The organism is Agarivorans sp. 2_MG-2023 (assembly GCF_030548085.1).
In the GTDB taxonomy this organism is placed as follows: Bacteria; Pseudomonadota; Gammaproteobacteria; order Enterobacterales; family Celerinatantimonadaceae; genus Agarivorans.
The window spans coordinates 57,395-81,044 of the sequence record NZ_JAUORQ010000004.1; the positions used below are offsets into that span (position 1 = coordinate 57,395).

A 23,650-nucleotide genomic window follows, 5' to 3' on the forward strand; every position below is an offset into this window, starting at 1 on the left:
GCCTCCAAATGGGTGAAACTGCGCGAAGTGACAGAAAACGGACTCTTTTTTACCACTATGCCATATAGCTCTCTACTCGCACCGATCAACCAGTTCTTATTTTGCTCAACTCCTCAAGCTTGGATAGAGCAAGCTCGTAAACCCGAGAACCTCAGTTTACTGCTTGCCGACCATGCAAATGCTGAATGGAAAGCAGCTGCTACTGCTAGCAAACTGATCAGTAAATACGTAACAAATAGCGCGCCCGAGTTACAGCAAGAGCTAAAAAACCTACTCGCGCCCTACGAGTACCTAATATTTAGAGCAGGAAAATGGTCTGTTGAAGGTTTTAAGCAATGGTTTTTTCCTCAAGGCATTCGGCAAGCGAGTAAAGAACAACAAGATTTAGCACACGCCACACTAAACATAATGACGAGGTGCTACATACTACCTTTATTAGTAGAGCAATTGAGCCAAGAGCTAAACCTTAACAACCGCAGCATGGCAAACCAATATTCAGCGCTTAACCGAGATAGCCAGCGCGAGGTAAACGCGGGCTTAAGCGCTTTTCAAGCTCAATTGATAGACAAAATGCGGCTACTGATTAGAGAAGAGTTACATCATTTCGAACAAGTCTGCGCAATAATGAACAGCCACCAAGTGTCTTATAAAAACATCAGTGCGGGCGGTTACGCAAAAGCCTTAATTCGCCAAGTACGCCACTTTGAGCCACAAGCATTAGCCGATAAACTTATCGTTGGTGCATATATAGAAGCCCGTTCATGTGAGCGCTTCGCCTTGTTAGCGCCCCACTTACCCCAAGACATAGGTAAGTTTTATCAATCCTTGCTTCGCTCAGAAGCCAGACATTATCAAGATTACCTAAGTTTAGCCGCCAGTATTCTCCCGCAAGAGCAACTAGAACCTCGCATACAGCAAATTGGCCAAGCAGAGGCTGAGTTTATACAACAAACAGATCCTACTTTTCGCTTTCACAGCGGCATTCCTATCAGCTAATATTGATAAAGCACCATCAACATTGATCAACTACCGATTTACTCACGTAGTTAAGTACATAGTTTGATTAAGATAAGGTGACCTATGCGATTACCCTTGTTTCCATTAGATCTACTGGTACTGCCTGGTGGCTTAAGCCAGCTAAGAATTTTTGAGCCTCGTTATTTACGTCTGGTGTCCATCGCCAGTGAAGAAGCCAAAGGCTTTGTGCTATGCCAACCCAGTAATGAAGACTTCCCTCAATTCAACATAGGTGTGCATTGCATAATTGAAGATTTTGAGCAGCTTGAGGATGGCATGTTAGGCATAACAATTAGAGGCTTAGAGCGTGTCGAACTCAGCGATACTAATCAAGCCGATGACAAACTCTATAGTGCACTAACAAAAAAAAAACCTGCTTGGTCACTCGAGCAAGCAAATCCTATTGAAGATGATCTCAGTGAGAAATTACAGCAAGTTTTAGTGCAACACAGCTTGTACGAACAACACCCCGATTTTTTTGCCTACGACGACGAAAGTTGGGTGGTATCTCGTTGGTTAGAATTACTGCCGTTTTCGAGCAATGCAAAGAACCAAATTTTAAACGAAGACGACTTTAATACCCTAGATAACTTAGTACATCAACTAGTGTCTGAAATAACAATAGATGCTAGGTAACTGAAATATATAGCGATTACATCTTGACCAATTAATCGCTAAGTTTAATGTCAAATTTCAGCACTAAAAACTTATATTTAACTCAAAAAAGTCATATTTATCGTATTTTGCGAACTTTTACACAGTCTTGTAATCAAAAGTGCTTTAAGATGGCTTTGTCATGGATGATGATTAAGGAGCAGTAGTTAAATGCCGTACAGCGGCGTCCAATTGCACTACTGCCCTAATACCCTTGGAACATTAAATATCTAGTAGTTTGAAAGTGAGTGATCTGCGACCCTGACTTTCTTAAAGGTGATTCATGAGATATAAAGCAAAAATAAGCGCAGCAATAACACAAGCACTACCGCTGATCCAAACCGCCACTTCTGATGAAGCCGTATTATGGAACATCGAAAAAGAGCGAGACATGTTATGCATGGAATTTACCTCAAACTTGAGTTTTGAGAATTTAGAGGCCGGTTTTAAGCAAGCCGCTGAAAAATTAGGCATAAGCTGCCCAATTAGTATCTTAAAGTTACGCCGCTAGCTTAGAAATCTTGGGGGTGGATTTACCCTCCCCCAGTTCTCTCTTCCTTTATTGTCCCACCCACTCATCTATTTTGATCTTTACTACGTATTCACTATTAAGTGCAATCACGGTTAGGAAACAAAATGGAACTCGTTATTAATTCTCACGAAGGCGATATTTACCTAGTTTGCGAGCAGAACCTTAACCCTGCTCAGAACAAGAGCCATCCAAAACGATTTAACAGCCTTTCAAGCGTTAAGCAGCACTACCAGCAACAGCATCCAGATAAAGTGTGGTTAATACACCATTCGGCGTACGACGAGATGTGCGGATTACCTAGCAGTCATTCAGAAATGAAAATTGAACTCGATTGGTCAAAGCATTAAACCGGTTTAGTTAAAGGTAAACCAACAAAAAAGCAGCCCTTAGGCTGCTTTTTTACTTTAAAGGCTAGTTAGTCTTGTAACCAAGGCGGTAAACAAACACCTAAGCCACCTAGTCCGCAATAGCCGTTAGGATTTTTATGTAAGTACTGCTGATGATTAAGTTCGGCATAGTAAAACACCTCAAAATCAACTATCTCTGTGCTAATCGCTCGCGCTAACCCTTCGCCTTGCAAGGCTTTCTGGTAGGCCTGTTGAGCCTGCTGAGCAAGACTGGCTTGCTCACTATTACTCGCAAAAATCATTGAGCGGTATTGAGTACCAACATCGCCGCCTTGACGCATTCCTTGAGTAGGATCATGCTGCTCAAAAAAGCACGCTAACAACTGCTGATAACTAATAACACTTGGGTCGTATACCACTTTTACCACTTCGGTGTGACCGGTAAGGCCGGTGCACACTTCCTCGTAACTAGGATTAACGGTGTAACCACCTGCATATCCTACCGCTGTAGATACCACACCATTTTGCTGCCAAAACAAACGCTCTGCGCCCCAAAAGCAGCCTAATCCAAAGTAAGCGGTTGTTAAGCCGGCTGCCGCTTGCAAATAGTTACTGCCGTTTACCGCATGAACGCCATCAAGAATAATCGCAGTATCGCGACCCACTAATGCGTCTTGCTCACTTACCATGTCCGTTTTGCTCATCGATACAACTCCATTAATCTCGATAAAGGCGGTAACTGACTATCTAGTCGCCTATTTTTGCCCAAGTATCACGCAAACCCACAGTACGGTTAAATACTAGCTTTTCTGGGCTTGAATCTTGGCTGTCTGCACAGAAGTAACCTTGGCGCTCAAACTGATGCGCATGCTCTGCTTTCGCAGTCACTAAGCTAGGTTCAACAAAACCTTGTTTAACCACTAAAGATTCAGGGTTAAGCACTTGGGTAAAGTCTTCTTCAGCAGCTGGGTTAGGTACTGTGAACAAACGATCGTACAAACGAATTTCAGCAGGCTTGGCGTGGTCAGCCGATACCCAGTGAATAACGCCTTTAGGTTTGCGACCGTCTTCAGGGTTTTTACCCAAGGTTGTGTCGTCGTAAGTACAGTAAACCGTAGTTACATTGCCATTTTCATCTTTGTCGCAACGCTCAGCTTTAATCATATAGGCGTTACGTAAGCGAACTTCTTTACCAATTACCAAGCGTTTAAACTTCTTGTTAGCTTCTTCACGGAAGTCTTCTGCTTCAATGTAAAGTTCACGACTGAACGGTACATCACGCTCGCCCATGTCTTCACTTGGGTGAAGCGGTGCACTTAGTTGCTCTACTTTATCCGCAGGGTAGTTTTCGATAACCACTTTAATCGGATCTAATACCGCCATAGCACGTGGTGCATTGGCATTTAAGTCTTCACGAATACAGGCTTCTAACATTGGCATTTCTACCATGTTTTCCATTTTGGTCACGCCAATACGCTTACAAAACTCAACAATAGAACCAGCGGTATAACCACGGCGGCGTAAACCGGCAATGGTTAACATACGTGGGTCATTCCAACCATTTACATGGCCATCGGTGACCAAGGTATTTAACTTGCGCTTAGACATAACCGTGTATTCAAGGTTTAAGCGTGAAAACTCATATTGATGCGGTACCGTATCAATGGTGATGTTTTCTAATACCCAGTCGTATAAACGGCGGTTATCTTGAAACTCTAAGGTACACAAAGAATGAGTAATGCCTTCGATAGCATCAGAAATACAGTGAGTAAAATCGTACATTGGGTAAATGCACCACTTGTCACCGGTTTGGTGATGATGAGCAAAACGAATACGATAAATCACTGGGTCACGCATACACATGAACGAAGAACTCATGTCTATTTTAGCGCGTAACGAACACTCACCTTCTTTAAACTCGCCCGCTCGCATTTTCTCGAACAAGGCTAAGTTTTCTTCTACTGAGGTATCTCGGTAAGGGCTATTTTTACCCGGTTGGCTTAAGGTGCCACGATACTCGCGAGACTCTTCTGCATTTAAGAAACATACAAACGCCAAACCTTTCTCAATCAGCTCTACTGCATAAGCGTGTAGCTGATCAAAATAGTTTGATGAATAACACACCTCATCGTTCCACTCAAAGCCCAGCCATTTAACGTCTTGCTGAATCGAGTTAACGTAATCAATGTCTTCTTTTTCTGGGTTGGTGTCGTCAAAGCGTAGGTTACATGCACCCTGGTAGTCTTGAGCAATTCCAAAATTTAAACAAATCGACTTAGCATGGCCGATGTGTAAATAGCCGTTTGGCTCAGGAGGAAAACGTGTATGCACACTTGTATGTTTTCCCGATTGAAGATCTTCATCAATAATATGACGAATGAAATTGCTAGGGCGATTGTCCGCCTCACTCATACCAGCCTACCTATATATACCGAATATCTAATTTAATCCCGTATAATCACTGATTATTCAGCTCAGCACAAGCAACCATCAATCAAGCGTTGAAAAGATAGCCTACCCGCACTTAAGCTCAGCCGTTTTCCTTACCACTTTAGCCTTACAACAGCTCTAACAAATGGCAGTTTCGTGGTTATGGTTTATATTTCTAAAAGGCTATTGTTGATAATTAAGGGAATAAAATATGCGTATATTAAGTGTTGCATTTGGATTGCTGTTATTAGTGGCTTGTTCCAGTACACCCACTTGGGATGGTATGTCGGAATCTGAAATCGCCGCTTGGAAAGAAATAGGCGTAAATGTAGAACAAGTGCAAACCTATGTGCGAGCAGGAATGAGTCAGCCACAAGTAAAAGAGTTTATTGACCAGAAATTTACTGACCCTGCTCAAATTACTTCTTGGGGGCAAACCTTTACTGCCATTGATGCTAGAGGCTGGATAGATTCTGGTTTCGATTTAACCGCCGCTAAAGACTGGGCCGCTAACAAGTTCAGCTTTGAAGAAGCCGCTGCTTGGGCCTCAGCAGACTTCGACTTAGATGGCGCTAAGAAAAACCGAGATAAAGGCTTAACTCCGGTTAAGTAAACACAGACAGTAAACCACGCTGGTGCTTACTTGATTTGAGTAAGCACCTCGCCCAAACCTTCAATACTCACACTAACCTTATCGCCACTTTCTAATGCTTGAGTTCGCCCAGGTGTTCCCGTAAAAATCACATCCCAAGGCTGCAAAGTAAGGTATTGGCTAATGTAGCTAACAATATCCTCAACCGAATGAATCATATTGCTGCTTGATTCTTGCTGAACCACTTTACCGTTGAGCGTAGTCGTCACAGTAAAGGTGTTCTCTCCACTTACCGTGGTTAACCAAGGGGATATAGGTGCAAAGCCATTAGCGCCTTTGGCTCTCCACCATTGCAAATCTTGCCCCTGCCAAGAGCGCTCAGTGAGATCGTTGCCAGCGGTATAAGCAAATATGCAATTGCTAGCCTGCTGCTTAGTCACTTTTGCACATGGCTTGCCTATCACCACCACGAGCTCACCTTCAAAATGTACGTTATTAGCATCAGCTGGTAAATCTAGCTCGCCCCCTATGCTCAACGAGCTAGCTGATTTATAAAATATCTCAGGTTTACTAGCGCCAGCATTACCGGCATGGCTGCGGTAGTTCAAACCTACTGCAAATACCGTGGCAGGTTCAACCGGCAATACAAACTCAGCCTTGTTAACAGGCGTAGAGTTAGCCTTTATCTCACCACCCGCTAACGGCGAATCACTTAAGTGATGCAGGATTTCTCCCTTACGCTCTACCCAAACTACACCGTCATCGGTGTTGATTCGCGCATATTGGGCGGCTTGTAGCCCTGTACTCACCAGCAAACTCGCAGTCACAACGACTAGTCCATTAAATAAAGGCCTCATATACATTCCCTTGCTTAACTACTGTTTAATAACAATAGTACGCAACACACCATGTTAAAGATTAACGGCTAATCACTTTGCTCACAGTTAAGCCTAAACGTTTCGCTAAGCGGTTTAAGTTGGCTCTGTCGGTCGATAACTCACGCGCTGCCGCTGCCCAACTGCCACCATGCTTTTCAAGAGTATTTGCAATAATGTCACGCTGATAGTTGTCTGTAGCTTCACGCAGGCTTAGCCCTTGGCTCGTTATTGCGTGGCTCACGGCAACGGGTTCCGCCGCAACATACTCACTAGGCGCAAGCTCACCGCAATCGTCTATGCTTATGCGCACTATTTCTTGGCGTTGCTGGCGAGACCTTGCTTTTAAAGCTGCGCGGCTAATAAGGTGCTCTAATTCCCGCACATTGCCGGGCCAATCATATTGATTTAGGTAACTCACCAAATCGGCTTGCAGTTTTAATTGGCCAATCCCCAATTTACGTTTAAGCACTTCTACAAAGTAACCGGCTAGTAGCTGTACATCACCTGCGCGTAAACGCAACGCGGGTACCGTAACTGGGTACACCGTTAAGCGATGATACAAATCTGCTCTAAAACGCCCTTGTTCTACTTCCTCGGCTAAATCCCGATTGGTGGCGGCAATCACTCGTACATCAACTGTTTGGATCTTGTCTTGGCCAAGCGCTTGAATCTCTTTATTTTGCAGTACCCGCAGCAACTTACTTTGCGCCGCTAAAGGTAACTCGCCAATCTCATCCAAAAAAATGGTGCCGCCGTCTGCCACGCTAAACTTACCGGCTCTGGTTTTATCCGCGCCAGTAAATGCGCCTTTTACATGGCCAAACAACTCACTTTCAATTAAGTTCTCGGGCAATGCCGCACAGTTAACGTGAACAATAGGTGCTTTAAATCGACCCGATTGCATGTGAAGAGAACGCGCAACCAGCTCTTTACCCACCCCTGTTTCACCTTGAATTAAGATAGTAAAATCAGACGGCGCGACTAATGCAATCTCTTGCTTTAAGCGCTGCATCTCTGGGCTTTCGCCAATCAGTTCTTCACTGGCGGTTTGCCAGGCTGCTTGGTTTAATTCTTCTAATACTTGCTGTGAATGATGTGCTTGCTGCTCTAGTAAATCTAGGGTGAGAGCGGTATTTAAACTGGCTGCCGCCATCGCCGAAATCACTTCTAAAGTGCGACTTGGTATATCGTCAAATACTTTGGGTGTGAAGCTATCTAACGTAAGCACGCCAATCAGCTTATGGTCGAAATACAAAGGCAAGCCCATGCAAGCATGCACCGGTAAATCACCCTCGCGGTCAATTAATAAACCATCATAGGGATCGGGTAAGTCGCTATCGGCAGGGAAACGCACCGGCGTATTGGAGCTGCATATTTGCTGAAAGCGAGGATGCTCTGATAAAAGAAACCGCCGGCCCAAAGTATCTCGACTCAAACCTTGCAAAGTTAAGGGGCTAAGTACTTCGCCGCGTAAAGCTAAAAGAGCCACCGCGTCACAGCTAATGGTTTTGCGTACCGTGTCTAATAAACGATCAAAGCGATCTTTAGTACTAAGGCTTTGGGCTAAATCTAAAGCTAGTTCAATCAGTGCCTTTGAAGAAATGTCTGACATATTACCTCCGTCAATTAAATTCAAAGTAGTCTAATTGACACTTTTTATCAAGAAGTCATATTGACACCATCCACAAAAATCGCCCCACTAAGCCCCATTGAACCAGGCCTTAAACGTTTGGCACAGCGTTTGCTATTTCTAAAACAACGGTGAAGAACCTAAAGTTCGCCACTACTTCAAAGAGGAAAGCACAATGACCGTATTCCCATTACTAGTAAGCTCCGCTTACACCCAAACAGCAAAACAATATATGCGCTGCGTAGTAGGCGGTAACTGGCTAATGTTGCTTTCACTCAGCATTATCATTTCATCCATTGTTATCTCCTACCCTTTAGCACAAAGCTTTTCTATTCCAATGCAAATTACAGCTCACATCTCTACCATTGTTTTTGCTGGCATTTTAAAAGTAGGTTACGTGCTACGCTGTGTAGGATTAAACGAACTAGGCCAAGAGGTATTATAAGTGATTAAAATTGGTGAGCCGAACGCCACAGACCAAGCCCAACATTGGCATCAGCAAGCTATTTTAGAGCTCGCCTTTAGACCGTTCTTTTTACTAGCCACATTAAGCTCTGCTATTAGTATTGGTTTATGGATCCTGCTACTTAATGGCAATATGCTAATAGGTAGCCAAGGCTTAAGCCCGCATGTGTGGCACGCTCATGAAATGCTAATTGGCTTTGGCACAACGGTAGCGGTGGGGTTTATTTTAACCGCCGTACAAACCTGGACTGGCCAGCCCAGTATTAAGGGCAAGGCATTAGCCGGCTTAGTATTGTTATGGTGTTTGGCGCGTATTGGGTTTTATATAAACGACGCCAACAGCGCAATAGCCGCTACTGCACTACAAGGCCTTTGGTGGCTAAGTGTTGTTGTGATTTACAGTAAGTTAGTCTTTAAAGCGCAAAACCGCCGCAATTACATATTCATCGCTTTACTCAGCGTAATGACCTTAATCAACCTCGGTATGTTAATTGCCGATTTAAACGGTAACAGCGCCTTCGCCTTACATTTAAGCCGCACTATGGTATTACTCTTCACCATAATGATGGCCTTAGTAGGCGGCAGAGTTATTCCTTTCTTCACGGTGCGCGGCGCAAAAACTGAGGCCATTGAATGTCCAGCTTGGATAAACCAACTAGTAGGCCCATTTGCTATTGCCACGGTGCTTGTATTTATTAGTGACTACTTCACCGCTACCTTTGGCATAGTGCCAATAGCCCTGATGGCTTTAGGTCTGCTGCACTTACTACGCCTAGCTTACTGGCGCTCGATAAAAACGGTAAAAGTGCCTTTGCTATGGTCATTGCACTTATCTTACCTACTTATGGCACTAGGCTTAATATTACTCGGCGCCAGTTACTACTTACCGCAACTTACTTTTAGTAACGCCCTTCACCTCATTACCATTGGCGCCATAGGGTTAATGATCTTCGCTATGATGAGCCGTGTATCTTTAGGCCACACAGGCAGAACATTAGTGATAAAACCGGTGATTACGCTGGCGTTTTTACTCTTGGTGGCCGCTACCTTAATTAGAACATTTATGGCGATTACAGACCCACTTCAAGCTTGGAACATAAGCGCAGGGCTTTGGATTAGCGCCAGCGTGCTGTTTTTGGTGGTATACGTACCCATTCTAAGCAGTAAAAGACAAAGCTAAGGCAACAAAGGCTAGACGAACTCAGGGTAATTCTGCGATATTGCGTTAATCACCTAGCAATACCAAGGAATTACCAATGTTGTTTAGCGTTTGGCTTACGTTTGTTGCCGCTTGCATTGTATTTAGTTTATCGCCCGGCGCGGGCGCAGTGGCTACCATTAGCCACTCTTTAAGCGGCGGCTTCAAACAAGCCTGTAAAAATATTGCGGGTTTGCAGCTAGCACTAATAGGCCATGTGCTTATTGTCTCTGTTGGTTTAGGCGCCCTGCTGGCGTCTTCGGCACTGGCGTTCACCATCATTAAATATCTAGGTGCCGCCTACCTACTCTATTTGGGAGTGACTAAATTTTTTGAGAAAAGCCAAGCCTTTAGCACCGAGCCACAAGCAAAAAAAAGCAGCTCTCAGTTAGTTAAACAAGGCTTCATTGTTAACCTAATGAACCCAAAATCTATCATTTTCCTAGCGGCCTTTTTGCCGCAATTCATAAGCCCGAACAGTGACCTTTCTAACCAGTACTTAATATTAGGTTTAACCGTAGTGCTGATCGATTGCGTAGTCATGTTTAGTTACGCCACCTTAGCTAGCGCAGCTAAACCTTGGCTAGGTAAAGCTAAGTTTATGGCGCTACAAAATCGTATATTTGGTTCACTGTTTATTATGATGGGTATCGCGCTGGCACGTGTAGAACGATAAAGGAGCTTTATAGCTCCTTTAAACAAACTAGTTAGCGATGCTAATACTCACTGATTTAATATCAATCCACTGGCTCTGCCCAGATTGATCACCTTCAGCATCAGTTTGAGTGTTAAGCCAGTCTATGGGCTGGTACTTTACGCTCTCATTCGGAAAGAGATCTGCATGTAAGTCGTCAGTCCAATTCCATGGCCCATCTACAGTGCCACTCCAAACGCTTTCCGTTTCAGGTTTTGGGTAAGATAGATAACTCGTTACCTTTACTGGCGTATCAAGATTTACCAAAGACAGCAATGGATTTACATTACGCGCGATGGTAAATGAAACTATATTAGAATCGGTTGAAACCGAACCCGTTTGGGATGTATGAACCAAATCGTATAAGCCCAAATTTTCTTCTGGAGGTGGACCAGGCATATATTGAGGCACGCCAATGGTTGTAGTTAGGTCATTAATACTGATAAATTTTTCAGTTTCACTATTTTTGTTATACCTAGCAGAAAAACTAAAATCACCTGATGACCGAGTCCCTGTTTTGTCTAAATCAAACAAAAATGTGTAGATTATTTCTGTTCTATTCATCATTTGCGCATTACGATTTACTTTAAATGACGTTGGTAACTCAGCTAACTCCAGGCTTAATGTTATGTTGCCCGAATCACAGCCATCAACACTCGGGAGGTGGCTCAATTTATTAAAGCTAAGTTCCAAACTACCTTCTTTTACATTCAACTGCCCAGAGTCACCAATTGAAAAACTACTCGTAGTACTTGTTCCTTCATACACAGTTGTAAAGCTATTTTCTGTAACAGCGGAGTACGCGGAAGTTGTAGCCCCAAAACAGCCAGCTTCCGTGTCAACATAAGCAGAAATGGCTGATTTTCCTATAGACACAATCACAGAGTTATCACTAGATTCCCATGCACCCAAGTATTCATCTGCTAATACTGGGTTATCGTTACTACCATTTCCTGTATTAGAAGAATCTGAACTGTCTCCTCCTCCACAACCAGCTAAAACTGAAATCAAAGCTGGAATCAAAATCCCTTTCATTATTACACTATCCTTTAAAATACCTATTAAGCATTCGCATATTATCTAACTAGTCATTAATTAGCTTCTATATCTTGCTTATGTTTCGCCTTTACCTGATCTCGTTCGTCTTATCGGTAATTAATTAAAACAATGAGACCATCATATTAAGATTATTAGCGTTAAAATTTGCCCATTTTTAACGTGTAATTGCGGCTTTAGAAACTAGAGATGTTCCTTACGAAATTGAATACATCGAAGATGAGTTTGGCCCAATAGAAGCAGACGTAACAAACGAACAGCGCGCCATAGTCAGAGCGTGGAGCTAATTAGGCTCTAAGCATTATTTAGCGCAGTGCGGCACCAAGAGCAGTAAAAACAAGGTCCCTTTCGATCATGAGCAACAATTTCAAGTGAGCTTTATGAGTAGTTATAAGGGGTAACGCGGTAGTTTACATCGACCAATTCTGTATTGGTAAAATCATCATAAAGAACTTTTTCAGTCAAACCCAAACTCAGGAAAACCCAAAATAAATCTGCGTATTTTCACGCCATTTGAACTTTTAGTTTGGTCTCATTACGCGGATATTTGCATATAGTGAACATCATGAAATTCATCTAGGGCATATAATGCTTGCGGCTCTGTACCATAAACCTTAAAACCATATTTACTATAAAACGATATTGCAGGCTTATTACTGGTGGTAACTTGAAGCCAGAGAAGTATCACTTCGGAATGATTCTTTGCCCACTTCTGTACGTATTGTAAAAGCACTCCTCCTACGTGTGCCTTTCTGTAATCATGAGCAATGTACATCCCCCAGATAAACCCACGATGTTTGAACTTTGGGCTTAGCCTCCTTGATACAGCAATAACACCCACTAGTTTATTTTCAGCAAATGCACCAAATAACACCGTTCCTTCAGATGCGTACATAGACAAAATTGAAGATATTCCGTCATCTCCTGCTAACAACTCACGCTCGACACTTGGTCCCACATATTGGGGAAGTTCAAACTCAGAAACTCTCCTAAGTGCTAAGTATTCTTTTGAATGGTCAGGCTGTAATTCCAAAACATCAATATTCATATCATTCCCTTAAAGTCCAACCGGATATTTTAGCTTGCTAACAAGGTTATCGTTATGCCCAAATCTACCACCTAAACCAACAAAGCTGAACCTAGTTAAAGCGCCAAGCGATAATAGCCAGCTTAAATCGCCGTTAGGAAGCATTTATCGCAACCCTAGTTATCGATTCAAATTCAGCTAATACCGCCAGCCAATACAAAGATAATTACAATTCGGAAAGAATATTCTGGTGAGTCGGCGTCCAGCCTAATTCCCTTTTTATCTTATCTGCGTTCATACATTGATCTAAGGTTGGCCCTAAAGCCCAAGTACCATTTTCAGCAACCACCTCATCAACAGAACGCACTAATACCTCGGTTGGTAATCGACTTTTTCTTATATACGAGTGAGCAATACCTCCCACTCGTACCGCTTGTTCTCCACACACATTGTATGACATGCCTGGCCTACCATTTTCTAAAACAAGCCTATAGGCTGATGCAAGATCATCTGTATGAACTACCGGCCAGCGTGTATCGAGAGAGCCCCACACTTCTACTTGGCCATTCTGGGGAACAAAGCTAGACAACACCCCTGCATCTTTAGCGTAAACCACAGCTGGGTGAATAATATTGGTATGCAAACTAGGCGCGTTCAAAACTAAAGAACTATTTTCAATCATCCAACTAAAGCTAGATATTGGCTTAAATGGGCTCTCCTCTGTGGCTGCAATATCCCCTGTTTCCCCGTATAGCCAAACACCCCCAGTGTAGATAAATCGCGTTATTCCGCCCTTAACATTAGCTTGGGCGATTAGTTCATTAACCACTCGTAAATCAATGTCCCCCATATCTTCACAGAATGTTGCAGCGGCATGAATAACAGCATCAACCCTATGAATAGCGGTCGACCATAACTGAGGCTCACGTAAGTCACCCCGTAAAACATCTGCACCCTTTGCTGTAATGGTCTGCGCTGCATAATCAGACCGCGCCAATGCAAGCACCGAATGCCCATGCTGTAATAGCTCGGTCAATATCGCACTGCCAATGGTTCCCGTTGCTCCAAGTAGTAAAACCTTCATTTGCAATCTCCTTTGAAAAGCACCAAGGTAAGACCTCAAGCTAGCTTTAGGTCAAGAGATTGTGTTGTGGTTTATTGGAATAAAGTTCTATTACCTAGACTAAGGCAAGGCTGCTCAATCAAGAGCAGGTGCAAACTATTTCAACAAAGAGTTGCGGGTAACCAAGCTCGCTCTACTTCTCCAATATCAAAAAGAACTATCGCGACACATGCTTGCCATGGGCCTCTCATTGAGTTTTTCTATGCTGATGTTAATCGGTACGAATCGACTTGTGGATGTTGACAGCGGGGATCATATCAACGCTCTGTTAAGGTGTGATCAACGCAATACTAATGCTCCCGCATACTACCTTAACCACAAAACCTAACGCATAGTAAAAATGCCACGCGTTCCGAATCATTCTTAAACAGTTTGTTATATTTCTAGTACAACGCGTTTATTATTTCTGGTATGTCAGCTAACGTAACTATTCCTAAAATAGACTCATTCCTTTTTCCCGATTCAGTGAGAAGAATCCCATCAAGTTGCTTACCTTCCGATGAGTATCGATCAAACTTAGCAAGAGCTTTACCATAATCTTCATTTTTTGGTAGCAGAACAAAATTGTCTTCATTTTCCAAATGAGTCATTACATGGGAAATTGTAGTATCGGTAGTAGAAAAAATATCTTCCGAAGAGTCTGCACCCAGCCATCGAGAAATTGTGTTTGAAGACAATACGCCAATAATCTCTCCCTCATTCATGATCGGAACTTGCGAAAAATCATTTGCTCTCATTGAGATAATTGCATCTTGAATCGGCTGTGAAGATCTAAATATCAATGGTTTGGATTTACAAAAATGAATCAGCTTGGGTTGATTAGCTATTTTCTTGTTAATTTCTTTAAGACTAGCAATCAACTTTTCAGAAGGTGCTATCAAGTGAGTGTTTGCATATCGTTCATGACTTAATAAGTTGCGCAGTTCAGCAAATACCTTCAGGTCCGATTGATATTGCTTTACAACTCGATTCTTTGGTACTGTCAATCGAACCAACTCGCTAAATGACGTACTCTTCGACGCTTTAGAAAGATCTCGCAAATACTTTTCCAGATTACAAAATTCATTCAAAAAATCATCTACTGGACTCATAAGCCCTCCTGAAATATAACACCGCAATAAGCGGTGAATGAACGCGTGCTATGTTTGAGCGTAAGCGAGTCGGCACGCGTTCATGAATCCGACTTAATTGCTTTGTTATGCACGTGCTTCGATTGTGTTGTAGTGAAATGCAGAACTAGAATCTGACAGGTGAAACCAAACTTCAATGTCCGCTATGTTTTCAACAGTTTTCGATTCTTGAGCAATCTTTTCAAACAAAACTTCCGGATTAATGTTATACCCATAAACTAAATAAATTGCCCTCTCATAGCCGACTGCACTTTTAAATAGAGACAATGATTCGAGATCCTTTCTAATGCCTGCATTTGGAGCCCTTTCGTGTTTGACTTCGATTATTGCATGGTTACCAGACATATATCCCGGTTTATGTACTAAGAAGTCAGGCTTAATATGACTCGCACCTAATTCACGCAAAATAGGATGGGCTGCTTTATCTATCTCTCCGTTCAAATAATACTCGGAGTTGTCAGGCCAAACCATTCTCATCTGATGATATAGTTCATAGCAATATACTCTTTCCCTATAAACTGGATCACCACCATCGATTCTAAGCCTAATGTAGCCCGCTTCGATTTGGTTGGTTGCATTGATTATTATTGAGTCAATTTCTCTCATATTTCCTCTAAGTGCATAACAACTTATTAAGAGGAAAAATGCCTTGTTTAAACAAGGCATTTTTCCTCTTTTTACGCATTTAATGAAATGAAGATTACCACTTTTTACTCGTATCATCAGCGACCTAAGACAACAATCAACAAAAACACCAACAGAAAAAAATGCAAACACTTGGGAAAGGAGGAGTTGCCGTTTACCTGTATACAATCACAGGAAAATTGCGGTTCATTAGCCTAATGAAAATTGCGTAGTCGGGAGGACTTTCGAGAAAGCAGTAATACAATATCGAGCTGAATCTCATGGCACCCGCAAGCTTTGCACCTGATACCTCCCTCGCTCCCTACTTCATTTATCTATGCCACAAAACTTTTTAAAATTAGTTTCGTCTTTTTCTTATCTGGTTCGTCTTATAGGTAATTCACTAATACAATGAGACCATCATGATTAAGATTGTTAGCTTTAAAATTTGCCCATTTGTTCAACGTGTAACCGCGGCTTTAGAAACTAAAAAGATTCCTTACGAAATTGAATACATTAGTTTAAAAGACAAACCTCAGTGGTTTTTAGACCTGTCGCCAAATGGTCAGGTGCCCTTGCTAATTACCGAAAACAACACCGCTTTATTTGAGTCTGACGCAATTATCGAATACATAGAAGATGAGTTTGGCTCTATAGAAGCAAACGTAACTAACGAACAGCGCGCCATGGACAGAGCATGGAGCTACTTAGGCTCTAAGCATTATTTAGCCCAGTGCGGCACCATGAGCAGTAAAGATAAAGCCACCTTTGAAGAGCGTACTGAAAAGCTGTTTAAAGCCTTTGTGAAAATAGAAGCGCAGCTATCTGGCACGACGATGTTTTTTAAGTCTAACCAGTTAAGCAATGTAGATATTGCATGGTTACCACTATTACATCGCGCCAACATTGTTAAGCAACATACTGGCTTCGACTTTTTATGCGGCCTACCTAAAGCGCAAGCATGGCAAAATAACGTGTTAGCCACTGGCCTTGCTGAGAAAACTGTTTCAGACGATTTTGCAGCCTTGTTCACTGACTTCTACCTTACCAATACCTATTTGGGTGGTAATGAAGCTGAAGAAAAAGTGGCGTGTGGCACAAGCTCTTGCTGCGGTTAGTCTAGTTAGCAAGTGTAATTACACTTAAGAAAACAACCCTCAGTTTGTATACTTCATGCTGAGGGTTTAGTGATTTCTATAAACGGCAGAGCAAATACATGAAGATTGAACAGGTGTGGCACCAATATCGACAAAGCCTAAAAGCGTTTTTACACGCTAATGTTTCTAACCCTGCCGATGTGGACGATCTTCTGCAAGAAATCTTAATTAAAACCTATCAAAACTTTAGCCAGCTACAAGATCATAGCAAGGTAAAATCGTGGTTATTTCAAGTTGCCAATCGCAGCATTATTGATTTTTACCGTCAGCGCGGCCAAGCCGATAAGCTTGAAAACAATGAGCTTTGGTATACCGAGGCGGATGAAAGTGTGCACCAACAACTGGCTAGCTGTATTTCGCCTTTTATTCATGCCTTACCCAGTGACGAGGCAGACATGTTGGTGAGTATTGAACTAGAAGGCATGGGCCAGAAAGACTACGCAGCACAACACCAGATTAAGTATTCAACATTAAAATCGCGCGTACAAAAAAGCCGCGAGAAAGTATTACAACTGTTTCAATCTTGCTGTCAGTTTTCGATAGATGCAGAGGGCCGATTGGTAGAATTTGATCCCAAGAAACTAGGCTGTAAAAGCTGCTAAAAGCGTTAGCTAATGCAATAAACCCAAGCTATTACGCCAAGGTTTACCACACTACCCGCTAGTGGGTATTAGTCGCGTTTATATAAAGCTTCTAGGGTACTCGATGCAATGGTATTGGCATTGATCATATACCCAGCCAACGCACCAGATGCATCTTGCGGTAAATCAAGCTTCTCTACCGACAACGCATGTACGGTAAATTGGTAGTGATGAACACCATGCCCTTGCGGTGGGCAAGCGCCACCAAAGCCTTTGTAGCCATAATCATTACCCACCATTTCACTACCCATAGGCAAATTTTTCCCTTCTACATTCCCCGCATCGGAAGCGAGAGCGTTTATGCTTGCTGGGATATTTACCACTTGCCAATGCCACCAACCGCTGCCAGTAGGTGCATCCGGGTCGTATACCGTAATGGCAAAGCTTTTAGTACCAGCCGGAGGATTAAGCCAGCTAAGTTGTGGCGAAACATTAGCGCCAGAGCAGCCAAAACCCGTGAACTCTTGTTGCTTATTCATTGTTTCACCTTGAGCAATATCTGTACTGGTTAAGGTGAAGGTGTTGGCTACAGCGGGTAAAGTGCCAAGTAGTGAAAAAGTAATACAGCAAATAGGTAACAAACGCATGATAGATCCTTGTTTAATCAACGAGTCACTATGCTAGCGCGCACGCTTAAGCGTAATTAGTCCTAAAACCCCCAACTATTCGCCTTATTCGGTCATTCTGGTTTTTCTTAGCTCGGAAGGGGTTAAACCAAAGTGGCTTTTAAAGCGGTCGGTAAATCGCGAGGGGGAATGATAACCGCATTTCTCAGCAATTAAACCGATGGGGTCATCACTCGTTTGCAACAAATGTAAGCCAAGCCCCAGCCGCGCTCGGTCTTTCACTTCTTGAACGCTGGTTCCTTCTGCGTTTAACTTTCGGCGTAAGGTAGATTCGCTCATCGCAAGGTGCTCGCAGATAGTTGCGATTGATAAGTCATTGAAGTGTTTATCGCGAAATAGGTCGTGCAAGCGATGGCTAACTTTAGGCTTGCCCATCATCGTGGTGATTTGCCGATGCCCAAGCGAATAAAGCAAGCTTAGTATTTCTCTCTTTCTTGAGCTTTGAAGCGCTTTAGGCGCCCACAAGCTGCATTCTACAAATTGCTGTAAACACTGTTTTAAAACAGTGTTGGTTTTGGCCACAAAATAATCAGGCTTTACCTTGCTAGCCGCTGCAACGTTGCTGGGTAATTCGCTAAAGTCTTGGTAATCAAACTCAATCAACAATGCAAAATAAGAGTTACCCTTAGGAATGTTTCGCATATTGATGGCGGGGCTGTCACTTAAGAAAATGAAGTGGTCACTAGGACACGCTATTGAAGCATTTTCGCCCAGTTGTTTATTGCCATTGATCACCACAATTAATAAGGGTTTCGAGATGGGTACATTAAGCAACATTTGCTCGTGAACCGAAGAGTAAACTGAAAATGGCAATTCCTTTACGTCCATTTGGCTCACTGCTTTTTGAATACTAACCAGTAACTTTTCCATGTCTCATTCATTTAATGTTAATAAGTGTTTGCTAGCAGGCTTATTTGCGCTATTTCGATTAAAACGACCTAGCTGCAACCAAGGGCTTAAAGCACGCTTATTACTGCTTACGGTTATAAGCTTGCCGTTAAAAATTACCCGTTAAAGGCTTGGCGTATCAACTTGGTGATCCGTGGGTTGCGGCGTTACGGTCATTACCTTCACTCCTTTTGGTGTTTCAAAGCGATGCCATGTATTCTGCGGTACAACCATTAATTCACCGGCACTAAGACTTAAGCTTGTTTCACCGTCTTTCGTTAATAAAACCAGATTTGTTGCCCCTTCAATCACCTGCACAATCTCGTCACCTTGGCTGTGCCGTTCCCACTCGCTGCTACCCGCATAATGCCCAATATAAATTGCACCATTTCGGTAGTGACACAGTTCACTAAACGCTCCCGCTAATTCAGCCTCGCTAGAATCTGGTGTGCGGTTACCCACAAATTGCAAATGCTCGAACTGTTGGTTTAAGGCAATAACCGTTGCTTTGCTCATTCTACTTTCCTCTTAACACCACTTGACCGTTAAATCGCGACGCGCCATACGTTAGCAAGAACCGAATTAAAGTTTAGAATTAATTTACTCACGCTAATTGATAATTACCTTTAAGACCAGTAGCGTAGACCAAAGACCTAAACAATTAGTCACTTATTTAGAGAAACTTATAATGAAAAATGCCCTCGCCCTGCTCCTTGCCAGTAGCCTGTTGGTTGCTTGTGATAGCAATGAAGTTGCCGATGTCTCTCTAGGCTTACTAACCACTAAAGATATTAAAATTAGCGTGCTTAAAGATCCCATTGTTAGCGGAGTAACTTGTCATATTGCCAATGTAGAAGCTGACTTAGATTTTGCTGACCCCAGTGATATGTCTATTTCTTGCCGCCAAACGGGTGAAATTACGTCGGCTATGATTACTAGCATCGATAAATCGAAATCGGGAGAAGTGGTGTTTAAAAAATCGAAAAGCATACTCTTTAAGTCACTTAAAATACGCCGAATTTACGATGCTGAATCGCAAACCTTAATGTATCTATCTTATTCCACTAAAGAAACCTCGGGCAGTTACAAACATAGCTTGTCTACGGTACCTCTGTGGGGAACTCAAGCTTACAGCTCGCAGATAGAAGCGACTCAATAAGTTGTTAAACAAATAACAGATATAAAAAAGGCCCTCTTCCAGAGGGCCAAACAGTACAGTTATAACGACAGTTACAGAGCGCTATTCTTTCTTTAATACCCTACTTGGCGGCGAGAATTTTTAGCTCGTTGGCTACAAATTCTACGTGTGGACCAATCACTACCTGTATTGCCGTTTTACTTGGCACAATCACACCAGGTACATGTTTTTTAAGCCCGCTTACATCAACACGGTCGCTGTCTTTTACTTCTAAACGAAGGCGTGTAGCACAGTTGTCTACAAGTACTACGTTGTCTGTTCCACCTAACATTGTTAATACTAAACCAGCAGTTTCTGCATGGCTGCCACCAACACTTGAGGTTTCTTCACCTTCGTCAGCGTCTTCACGACCTGGTGTTTTAAGGTTCATTTTAATAATCATGGTTTTAAACACGAAGTAGTAAACTGCAAAGAACACTAAACCTTGTGGGATAAGCATGTACCAATTAGTGGCTAATGGGTTACGTGACGACAACACCATATCAACCAAACCAGCACTAAAGCCAAAGCCTGCCATCCACTGCATAGACGCCGCAATAAATACTGAAATACCGGTGAGTAAGGCATGTACTACATATAGCACAGGCGCTACAAACATGAAGGCGAACTCTAGTGGTTCGGTAACACCAGTAAAGAAAGACGCCGTTGCTGCAGCAATCATGATTGAGGCAACTTTAGATTTATTTTCTGCTTTAGCGGTGTGGTAAATAGCCAAGGCTGCGCCAGGTAAACCAAACATCATCACAGGGAAGAAACCTGCCATGTAACGCCCTGTTTCACCCGGTACAGCGTCAGCCGATACACTCAAAAACTTACCAAGGTCGTTAATACCAGCCATATCAAACCAGAACACAGCATTAAGTGCGTGGTGTAAACCAACAGGAATAAGCAAGCGGTTGAAGAAACCATAGATACCCGCACCAACCGACCCTAAGCCAGTAATGCTTTCGCCAAAGTGAACCAAGCCACCAAAAATAATTGGCCACAAGTACATTAATACAAAGGCAACACCGATACCGGCCACCGACGTAAGAATAGGCACTAAACGCTTTCCACTAAAAAACGATAAAGCTTTATGCAATTCTACTTGGTAGAAACGGTTGTATAACTCAGCCGCCATAATCCCGCTAATAATACCTACAAACTGGTTTTCAATTTTTGAAAACGCCAAGGTGCTAGAATCGTTTAGTACCACTAAACCAATTTGCTCTACCGCACCCGGCGATAGCAAAGTAGTAACCACCATGTAGCCAACAAAGCCTGCTAAGGCCGCGGCGCCGTCTTTATCCCGAGACATGCCGTAGGCAATACCAATGGCAAACAGTACCGACATGTTGTCGATAATGGCCGCACCAGACTTAATTAAAAAAGCCGCCAGTGCACTATTGCCACCCCAGCCGTTTGGGTCAATCCAGTAACCTATGCCCATTAAAATAGCGGCTGCGGGTAGTACCGCTACCGGTACCATTAAGGCGCGACCAATCTTCTGTAAATAGCTAAACATAGTGTCCCTCTTTATGGCTATTATTAACCAAATTCAAATTTATCAGCGGCATCTGCCAACTCGACCTTGGTGTTCAAATTCACAGCGTGTTTCGTTTAATGTTCCACCAAGAACTTAATTCGCAGTGTAAATAATTAAATTTCCTTCGCAAATAAAGCCTTCCAAAAGTGTGATCAAAGCATTCATAAATTGCTTTTATGTCGCCTTTAGTCACATTTTATCTAAATCTTATTTCGCGATAAAAATTAAACTGCTAAGCTAATTTGAAATTACGTGGAGAATACCGATGAGACTCATACCTTTACTCGACAAAGAACAAGTAGGACGCTGGTCTGCACTTTATATCGCAGAGAAAATTAAGTCGTTTAATCCTAGCGAAGATAAACCCTTTGTATTGGGGTGCCCTACCGGCGGGACTCCGCTAACCACCTATAAACATCTTATTGAGCTGCACAAACAAGGCATGGTGAGCTTTGAGCATGTGGTTACTTTTAACATGGATGAATATGTTGGTATTCCAAGTGACCACCCTGAAAGCTACTACAGCTTTATGCACAACAACTTCTTCTCACATATAGACATCAAGCCAGAAAACATTAATTTACTTGACGGCAATGCCGAAGATTTGGAAGCAGAGTGCGCCAATTACGAAGCCAAAATTAGGCATTATGGGAAAATAAACTTGTTTATGGGTGGTGTTGGTGTAGATGGCCACATCGCATTTAACGAACCCGCCTCTTCACTGGCGTCGCGTACACGAGTAAAAACGCTTACCGAAGATACGCGTATGGTTAATTCGCGCTTCTTCAACAACATTGATGAAGTACCGCGTTTAGCACTTACGGTTGGCGTAGGTACCCTTCTTGATGCGGAAGAAATTTTAATATTAGTGACCGGACATAACAAAGCGCAGGCCCTACAGGCAGCAGTAGAAGGCAGTGTAAATCATTTATGGACCATTTCTGCGCTACAACTACATCCCAAAGGAATGATAGTATGCGACGAGCCTTCAACCATGGAATTGAAAGTAAAAACAGTACGCTACTTTCAAGAGCTTGAAGCCAACAATATAAAGAACATTTAGGAACAACGGAATGATATACGCCCTTACCAATGCCCTGGTTTTTGATGGTAGTGAATTGTTAAACGGCTATTCAGTACTGATTGAAAATGGTCACATCACATCGGTGGTTCCTAACCAGCAAGTATCGCCACAAATAAGAAGCATTGACCTAAATGGTTCAGTGCTAAGTGCGGGTTTTGTAGATCTGCAACTAAACGGTTGTGGCGGTGTGATGCTAAATGGCGACTTTAGTACCCGCAATTTAGAGATTATGCATCAGTCTAATATTAAAAGCGGCACCACTAACTTCATGCCAACCCTCATTACTACCGATGACGAAGAGATGCAGCAAGCCGTTGAGGTATCACGAGCTCACCAACGCAGCCATGGCTCGGTTAACCTAGGATTACACCTAGAAGGCCCCTACCTTAGCGTAGATAAAAAAGGCATTCACAGCGAAGCACTGATTAGACAACTAAACCAACAGCGTTTGCGTTTTTTGTTAGACAACAGCGATGCCATTAAAAAAGTCACTCTGGCACCAGAGCATGTTGAGCTAAGTACTATAGCCGCGCTTAAAGAAGCCGGTATTTTAGTGTCTCTTGGCCACACCAATGCTAATTACCAACAAGCTAGCGAAGCCATTAATGCGGGCGCTGGTTTTGCAACCCACCTGTTTAATGCCATGAGTCCAATGACCGGGCGTGAACCAGGTGTGGTAGGCGCGATTTTTGATCACAACCTGTTTGCTGGGATTATTGTCGATGGCCACCATGTAGACGATGCCAATGTGAGAATAGCTAAACGATTATTACGCCACAAACTGTGTTTAGTGACCGACGCCACCGCTGCTGCAGGTGCCGATATCACTAGCTTTGATTTTGTTGGGCGAAAGATCACAGTACAGGATGGGATTTGCTTTGGTGATGATGGTACACTCGGCGGCTCTGCTTTAACCATGATTCAAGCAGTAAAAAACTGCGTACAATCAGTAGGTTTATCTATGCGCGACAGCCTAAGAATGGCCTCTTTGTACCCAGCAACCGCCATCAATAGAGACAAGGACTTTGGTCGAATTAAAGCAGGTTACACTGCCAACTTAACGGCCTTCGACCAAGATTTTAATGTCACGCTCTGTATTAGCGACGGCCAACTTACTCAGTTTTAAGCAAGCAA

26 protein-coding genes are annotated in these 23,650 nt (G+C 42.9%); 13 read left to right on the forward strand and 13 right to left on the reverse strand.

The features are described from left to right. Positions 1–57 precede the first annotated feature (57 nt). The 4 genes from miaE to Q4549_RS07285 all read left to right on the forward strand — a co-directional run bounded on the left by miaE (position 58) and on the right by Q4549_RS07285 (position 2,550). On the forward strand, positions 58–996 hold the full coding sequence (gene miaE / locus Q4549_RS07270) for a tRNA-(ms[2]io[6]A)-hydroxylase (protein WP_303551078.1): 939 nt from the start codon (positions 58–60) through the stop codon (positions 994–996). Between the two features lie 84 nt (positions 997–1,080). Next, entirely contained in the window at positions 1,081–1,653 is a 573-nt protein-coding gene (locus Q4549_RS07275) for an LON peptidase substrate-binding domain-containing protein (protein WP_303551077.1), read from the forward strand. A 301-nt stretch (positions 1,654–1,954) separates the two neighbouring features. After that, entirely contained in the window at positions 1,955–2,182 is a 228-nt protein-coding gene (locus Q4549_RS07280) for a hypothetical protein (protein ID WP_137674717.1), read from the forward strand. 125 nt (positions 2,183–2,307) lie between these two features. Then, positions 2,308–2,550: a DUF6482 family protein gene (locus tag Q4549_RS07285; RefSeq protein WP_303551075.1), complete on the forward strand. Its 243-nt coding sequence runs from the start codon at positions 2,308–2,310 to the stop codon at positions 2,548–2,550. A 68-nt stretch (positions 2,551–2,618) separates the two neighbouring features. Here the strand turns inward: Q4549_RS07285 and msrA are convergent, their stop codons facing one another. Together msrA and glnS are read right to left on the reverse strand one after the other, a co-directional pair. Continuing rightward, a complete protein-coding gene (msrA, locus tag Q4549_RS07290; RefSeq protein ID WP_303551074.1) occupies positions 2,619–3,254 on the reverse strand; it encodes a peptide-methionine (S)-S-oxide reductase MsrA in 636 nt (211 codons plus the stop codon). Positions 3,255–3,297: 43 nt separating this feature from the next. Continuing rightward, the gene (gene glnS, locus Q4549_RS07295) at positions 3,298–4,962 is read right to left on the reverse strand and encodes a glutamine--tRNA ligase (protein ID WP_303515642.1); all 1,665 of its coding nucleotides are present in this window, start codon (positions 4,960–4,962) and stop codon (positions 3,298–3,300) included. 229 nt (positions 4,963–5,191) lie between these two features. Here glnS and Q4549_RS07300 point away from each other — a divergent pair, with 229 nt between their 5' ends. Beyond that, the gene (locus tag Q4549_RS07300) at positions 5,192–5,593 is read left to right on the forward strand and encodes a hypothetical protein (RefSeq protein WP_303515644.1); all 402 of its coding nucleotides are present in this window, start codon (positions 5,192–5,194) and stop codon (positions 5,591–5,593) included. Between the two features lie 26 nt (positions 5,594–5,619). On the opposite strand, the gene Q4549_RS07305 is transcribed toward Q4549_RS07300, so the two are convergent. Together Q4549_RS07305 and norR are read right to left on the reverse strand one after the other, a co-directional pair. Next, complete coding sequence (locus Q4549_RS07305) at positions 5,620–6,429, reverse strand: fumarylacetoacetate hydrolase family protein (protein WP_303551072.1); 810 nt, start codon at positions 6,427–6,429, stop codon at positions 5,620–5,622. A 61-nt stretch (positions 6,430–6,490) separates the two neighbouring features. Continuing rightward, positions 6,491–8,062 (reverse strand): nitric oxide reductase transcriptional regulator NorR, encoded by a 1,572-nt coding sequence (norR, locus tag Q4549_RS07310; RefSeq protein WP_303551069.1) that lies wholly within the window; start codon positions 8,060–8,062, stop codon positions 6,491–6,493. Positions 8,063–8,255: 193 nt separating this feature from the next. Here norR and Q4549_RS07315 point away from each other — a divergent pair, with 193 nt between their 5' ends. The 3 genes from Q4549_RS07315 (at position 8,256) to rhtB (ending at position 10,419) form a co-directional block, all read left to right on the forward strand. Then, complete coding sequence (locus Q4549_RS07315; protein ID WP_303515649.1) at positions 8,256–8,525, forward strand: hypothetical protein; 270 nt, start codon at positions 8,256–8,258, stop codon at positions 8,523–8,525. Then, complete coding sequence (locus Q4549_RS07320; RefSeq protein WP_303551066.1) at positions 8,526–9,725, forward strand: NnrS family protein; 1,200 nt, start codon at positions 8,526–8,528, stop codon at positions 9,723–9,725. It begins immediately after the preceding gene. A gap of 76 nt (positions 9,726–9,801) precedes the next feature. After that, positions 9,802–10,419 carry a homoserine/homoserine lactone efflux protein gene (gene rhtB / locus Q4549_RS07325; RefSeq protein ID WP_303551063.1) on the forward strand — a complete coding sequence of 206 codons (618 nt, stop codon included), beginning with the start codon at positions 9,802–9,804 and terminating at the stop codon, positions 10,417–10,419. Positions 10,420–10,446: 27 nt separating this feature from the next. On the opposite strand, the gene Q4549_RS07330 is transcribed toward rhtB, so the two are convergent. The 5 genes from Q4549_RS07330 to Q4549_RS07355 form a co-directional block, all read right to left on the reverse strand. Then, the gene (locus Q4549_RS07330; protein ID WP_303551060.1) at positions 10,447–11,472 is read right to left on the reverse strand and encodes a hypothetical protein; all 1,026 of its coding nucleotides are present in this window, start codon (positions 11,470–11,472) and stop codon (positions 10,447–10,449) included. 556 nt (positions 11,473–12,028) lie between these two features. Next, a complete protein-coding gene (locus Q4549_RS07335) occupies positions 12,029–12,541 on the reverse strand; it encodes a GNAT family N-acetyltransferase (RefSeq protein ID WP_303551057.1) in 513 nt (170 codons plus the stop codon). Between the two features lie 205 nt (positions 12,542–12,746). Then, positions 12,747–13,604 (reverse strand): NAD-dependent epimerase/dehydratase family protein, encoded by an 858-nt coding sequence (locus Q4549_RS07340; protein ID WP_303551054.1) that lies wholly within the window; start codon positions 13,602–13,604, stop codon positions 12,747–12,749. 422 nt (positions 13,605–14,026) lie between these two features. Continuing rightward, the gene (locus Q4549_RS07350) at positions 14,027–14,734 is read right to left on the reverse strand and encodes a CBS domain-containing protein (protein ID WP_303551048.1); all 708 of its coding nucleotides are present in this window, start codon (positions 14,732–14,734) and stop codon (positions 14,027–14,029) included. 105 nt (positions 14,735–14,839) lie between these two features. After that, positions 14,840–15,379, reverse strand: coding sequence for a hypothetical protein (locus Q4549_RS07355; RefSeq protein ID WP_303551045.1), 540 nt, complete (start codon positions 15,377–15,379; stop codon positions 14,840–14,842). 440 nt (positions 15,380–15,819) lie between these two features. Here Q4549_RS07355 and Q4549_RS07360 point away from each other — a divergent pair, with 440 nt between their 5' ends. After that, complete coding sequence (locus Q4549_RS07360) at positions 15,820–16,515, forward strand: glutathione S-transferase family protein (RefSeq protein ID WP_303551042.1); 696 nt, start codon at positions 15,820–15,822, stop codon at positions 16,513–16,515. 98 nt (positions 16,516–16,613) lie between these two features. After that, positions 16,614–17,156, forward strand: coding sequence for an RNA polymerase sigma factor SigZ (gene sigZ, locus Q4549_RS07365; protein ID WP_303551040.1), 543 nt, complete (start codon positions 16,614–16,616; stop codon positions 17,154–17,156). 68 nt (positions 17,157–17,224) lie between these two features. Here sigZ and Q4549_RS07370 read toward each other — a convergent pair whose 3' ends face one another. From Q4549_RS07370 to Q4549_RS07380, 3 genes are all read right to left on the reverse strand, one after another. After that, positions 17,225–17,782: a YbhB/YbcL family Raf kinase inhibitor-like protein gene (locus Q4549_RS07370; RefSeq protein WP_303551037.1), complete on the reverse strand. Its 558-nt coding sequence runs from the start codon at positions 17,780–17,782 to the stop codon at positions 17,225–17,227. A gap of 84 nt (positions 17,783–17,866) precedes the next feature. Further along, positions 17,867–18,691 (reverse strand): helix-turn-helix transcriptional regulator, encoded by an 825-nt coding sequence (locus Q4549_RS07375; RefSeq protein ID WP_303551034.1) that lies wholly within the window; start codon positions 18,689–18,691, stop codon positions 17,867–17,869. Between the two features lie 141 nt (positions 18,692–18,832). Continuing rightward, a complete protein-coding gene (locus tag Q4549_RS07380; RefSeq protein ID WP_303551031.1) occupies positions 18,833–19,225 on the reverse strand; it encodes a cupin domain-containing protein in 393 nt (130 codons plus the stop codon). A gap of 172 nt (positions 19,226–19,397) precedes the next feature. Between Q4549_RS07380 and Q4549_RS07385 the strand changes: the two genes are divergently transcribed. Continuing rightward, positions 19,398–19,868, forward strand: coding sequence for a CreA family protein (locus Q4549_RS07385; protein ID WP_137674700.1), 471 nt, complete (start codon positions 19,398–19,400; stop codon positions 19,866–19,868). A 100-nt stretch (positions 19,869–19,968) separates the two neighbouring features. Here Q4549_RS07385 and nagE read toward each other — a convergent pair whose 3' ends face one another. Continuing rightward, positions 19,969–21,411, reverse strand: coding sequence for an N-acetylglucosamine-specific PTS transporter subunit IIBC (nagE, locus tag Q4549_RS07390; RefSeq protein WP_303551028.1), 1,443 nt, complete (start codon positions 21,409–21,411; stop codon positions 19,969–19,971). 286 nt (positions 21,412–21,697) lie between these two features. Between nagE and nagB the strand changes: the two genes are divergently transcribed. After that, on the forward strand, positions 21,698–22,495 hold the full coding sequence (nagB, locus tag Q4549_RS07395; RefSeq protein WP_137674698.1) for a glucosamine-6-phosphate deaminase: 798 nt from the start codon (positions 21,698–21,700) through the stop codon (positions 22,493–22,495). A 10-nt stretch (positions 22,496–22,505) separates the two neighbouring features. After that, a complete protein-coding gene (nagA, locus tag Q4549_RS07400) occupies positions 22,506–23,642 on the forward strand; it encodes an N-acetylglucosamine-6-phosphate deacetylase (protein ID WP_235836253.1) in 1,137 nt (378 codons plus the stop codon). Positions 23,643–23,650 lie beyond the last annotated feature (8 nt).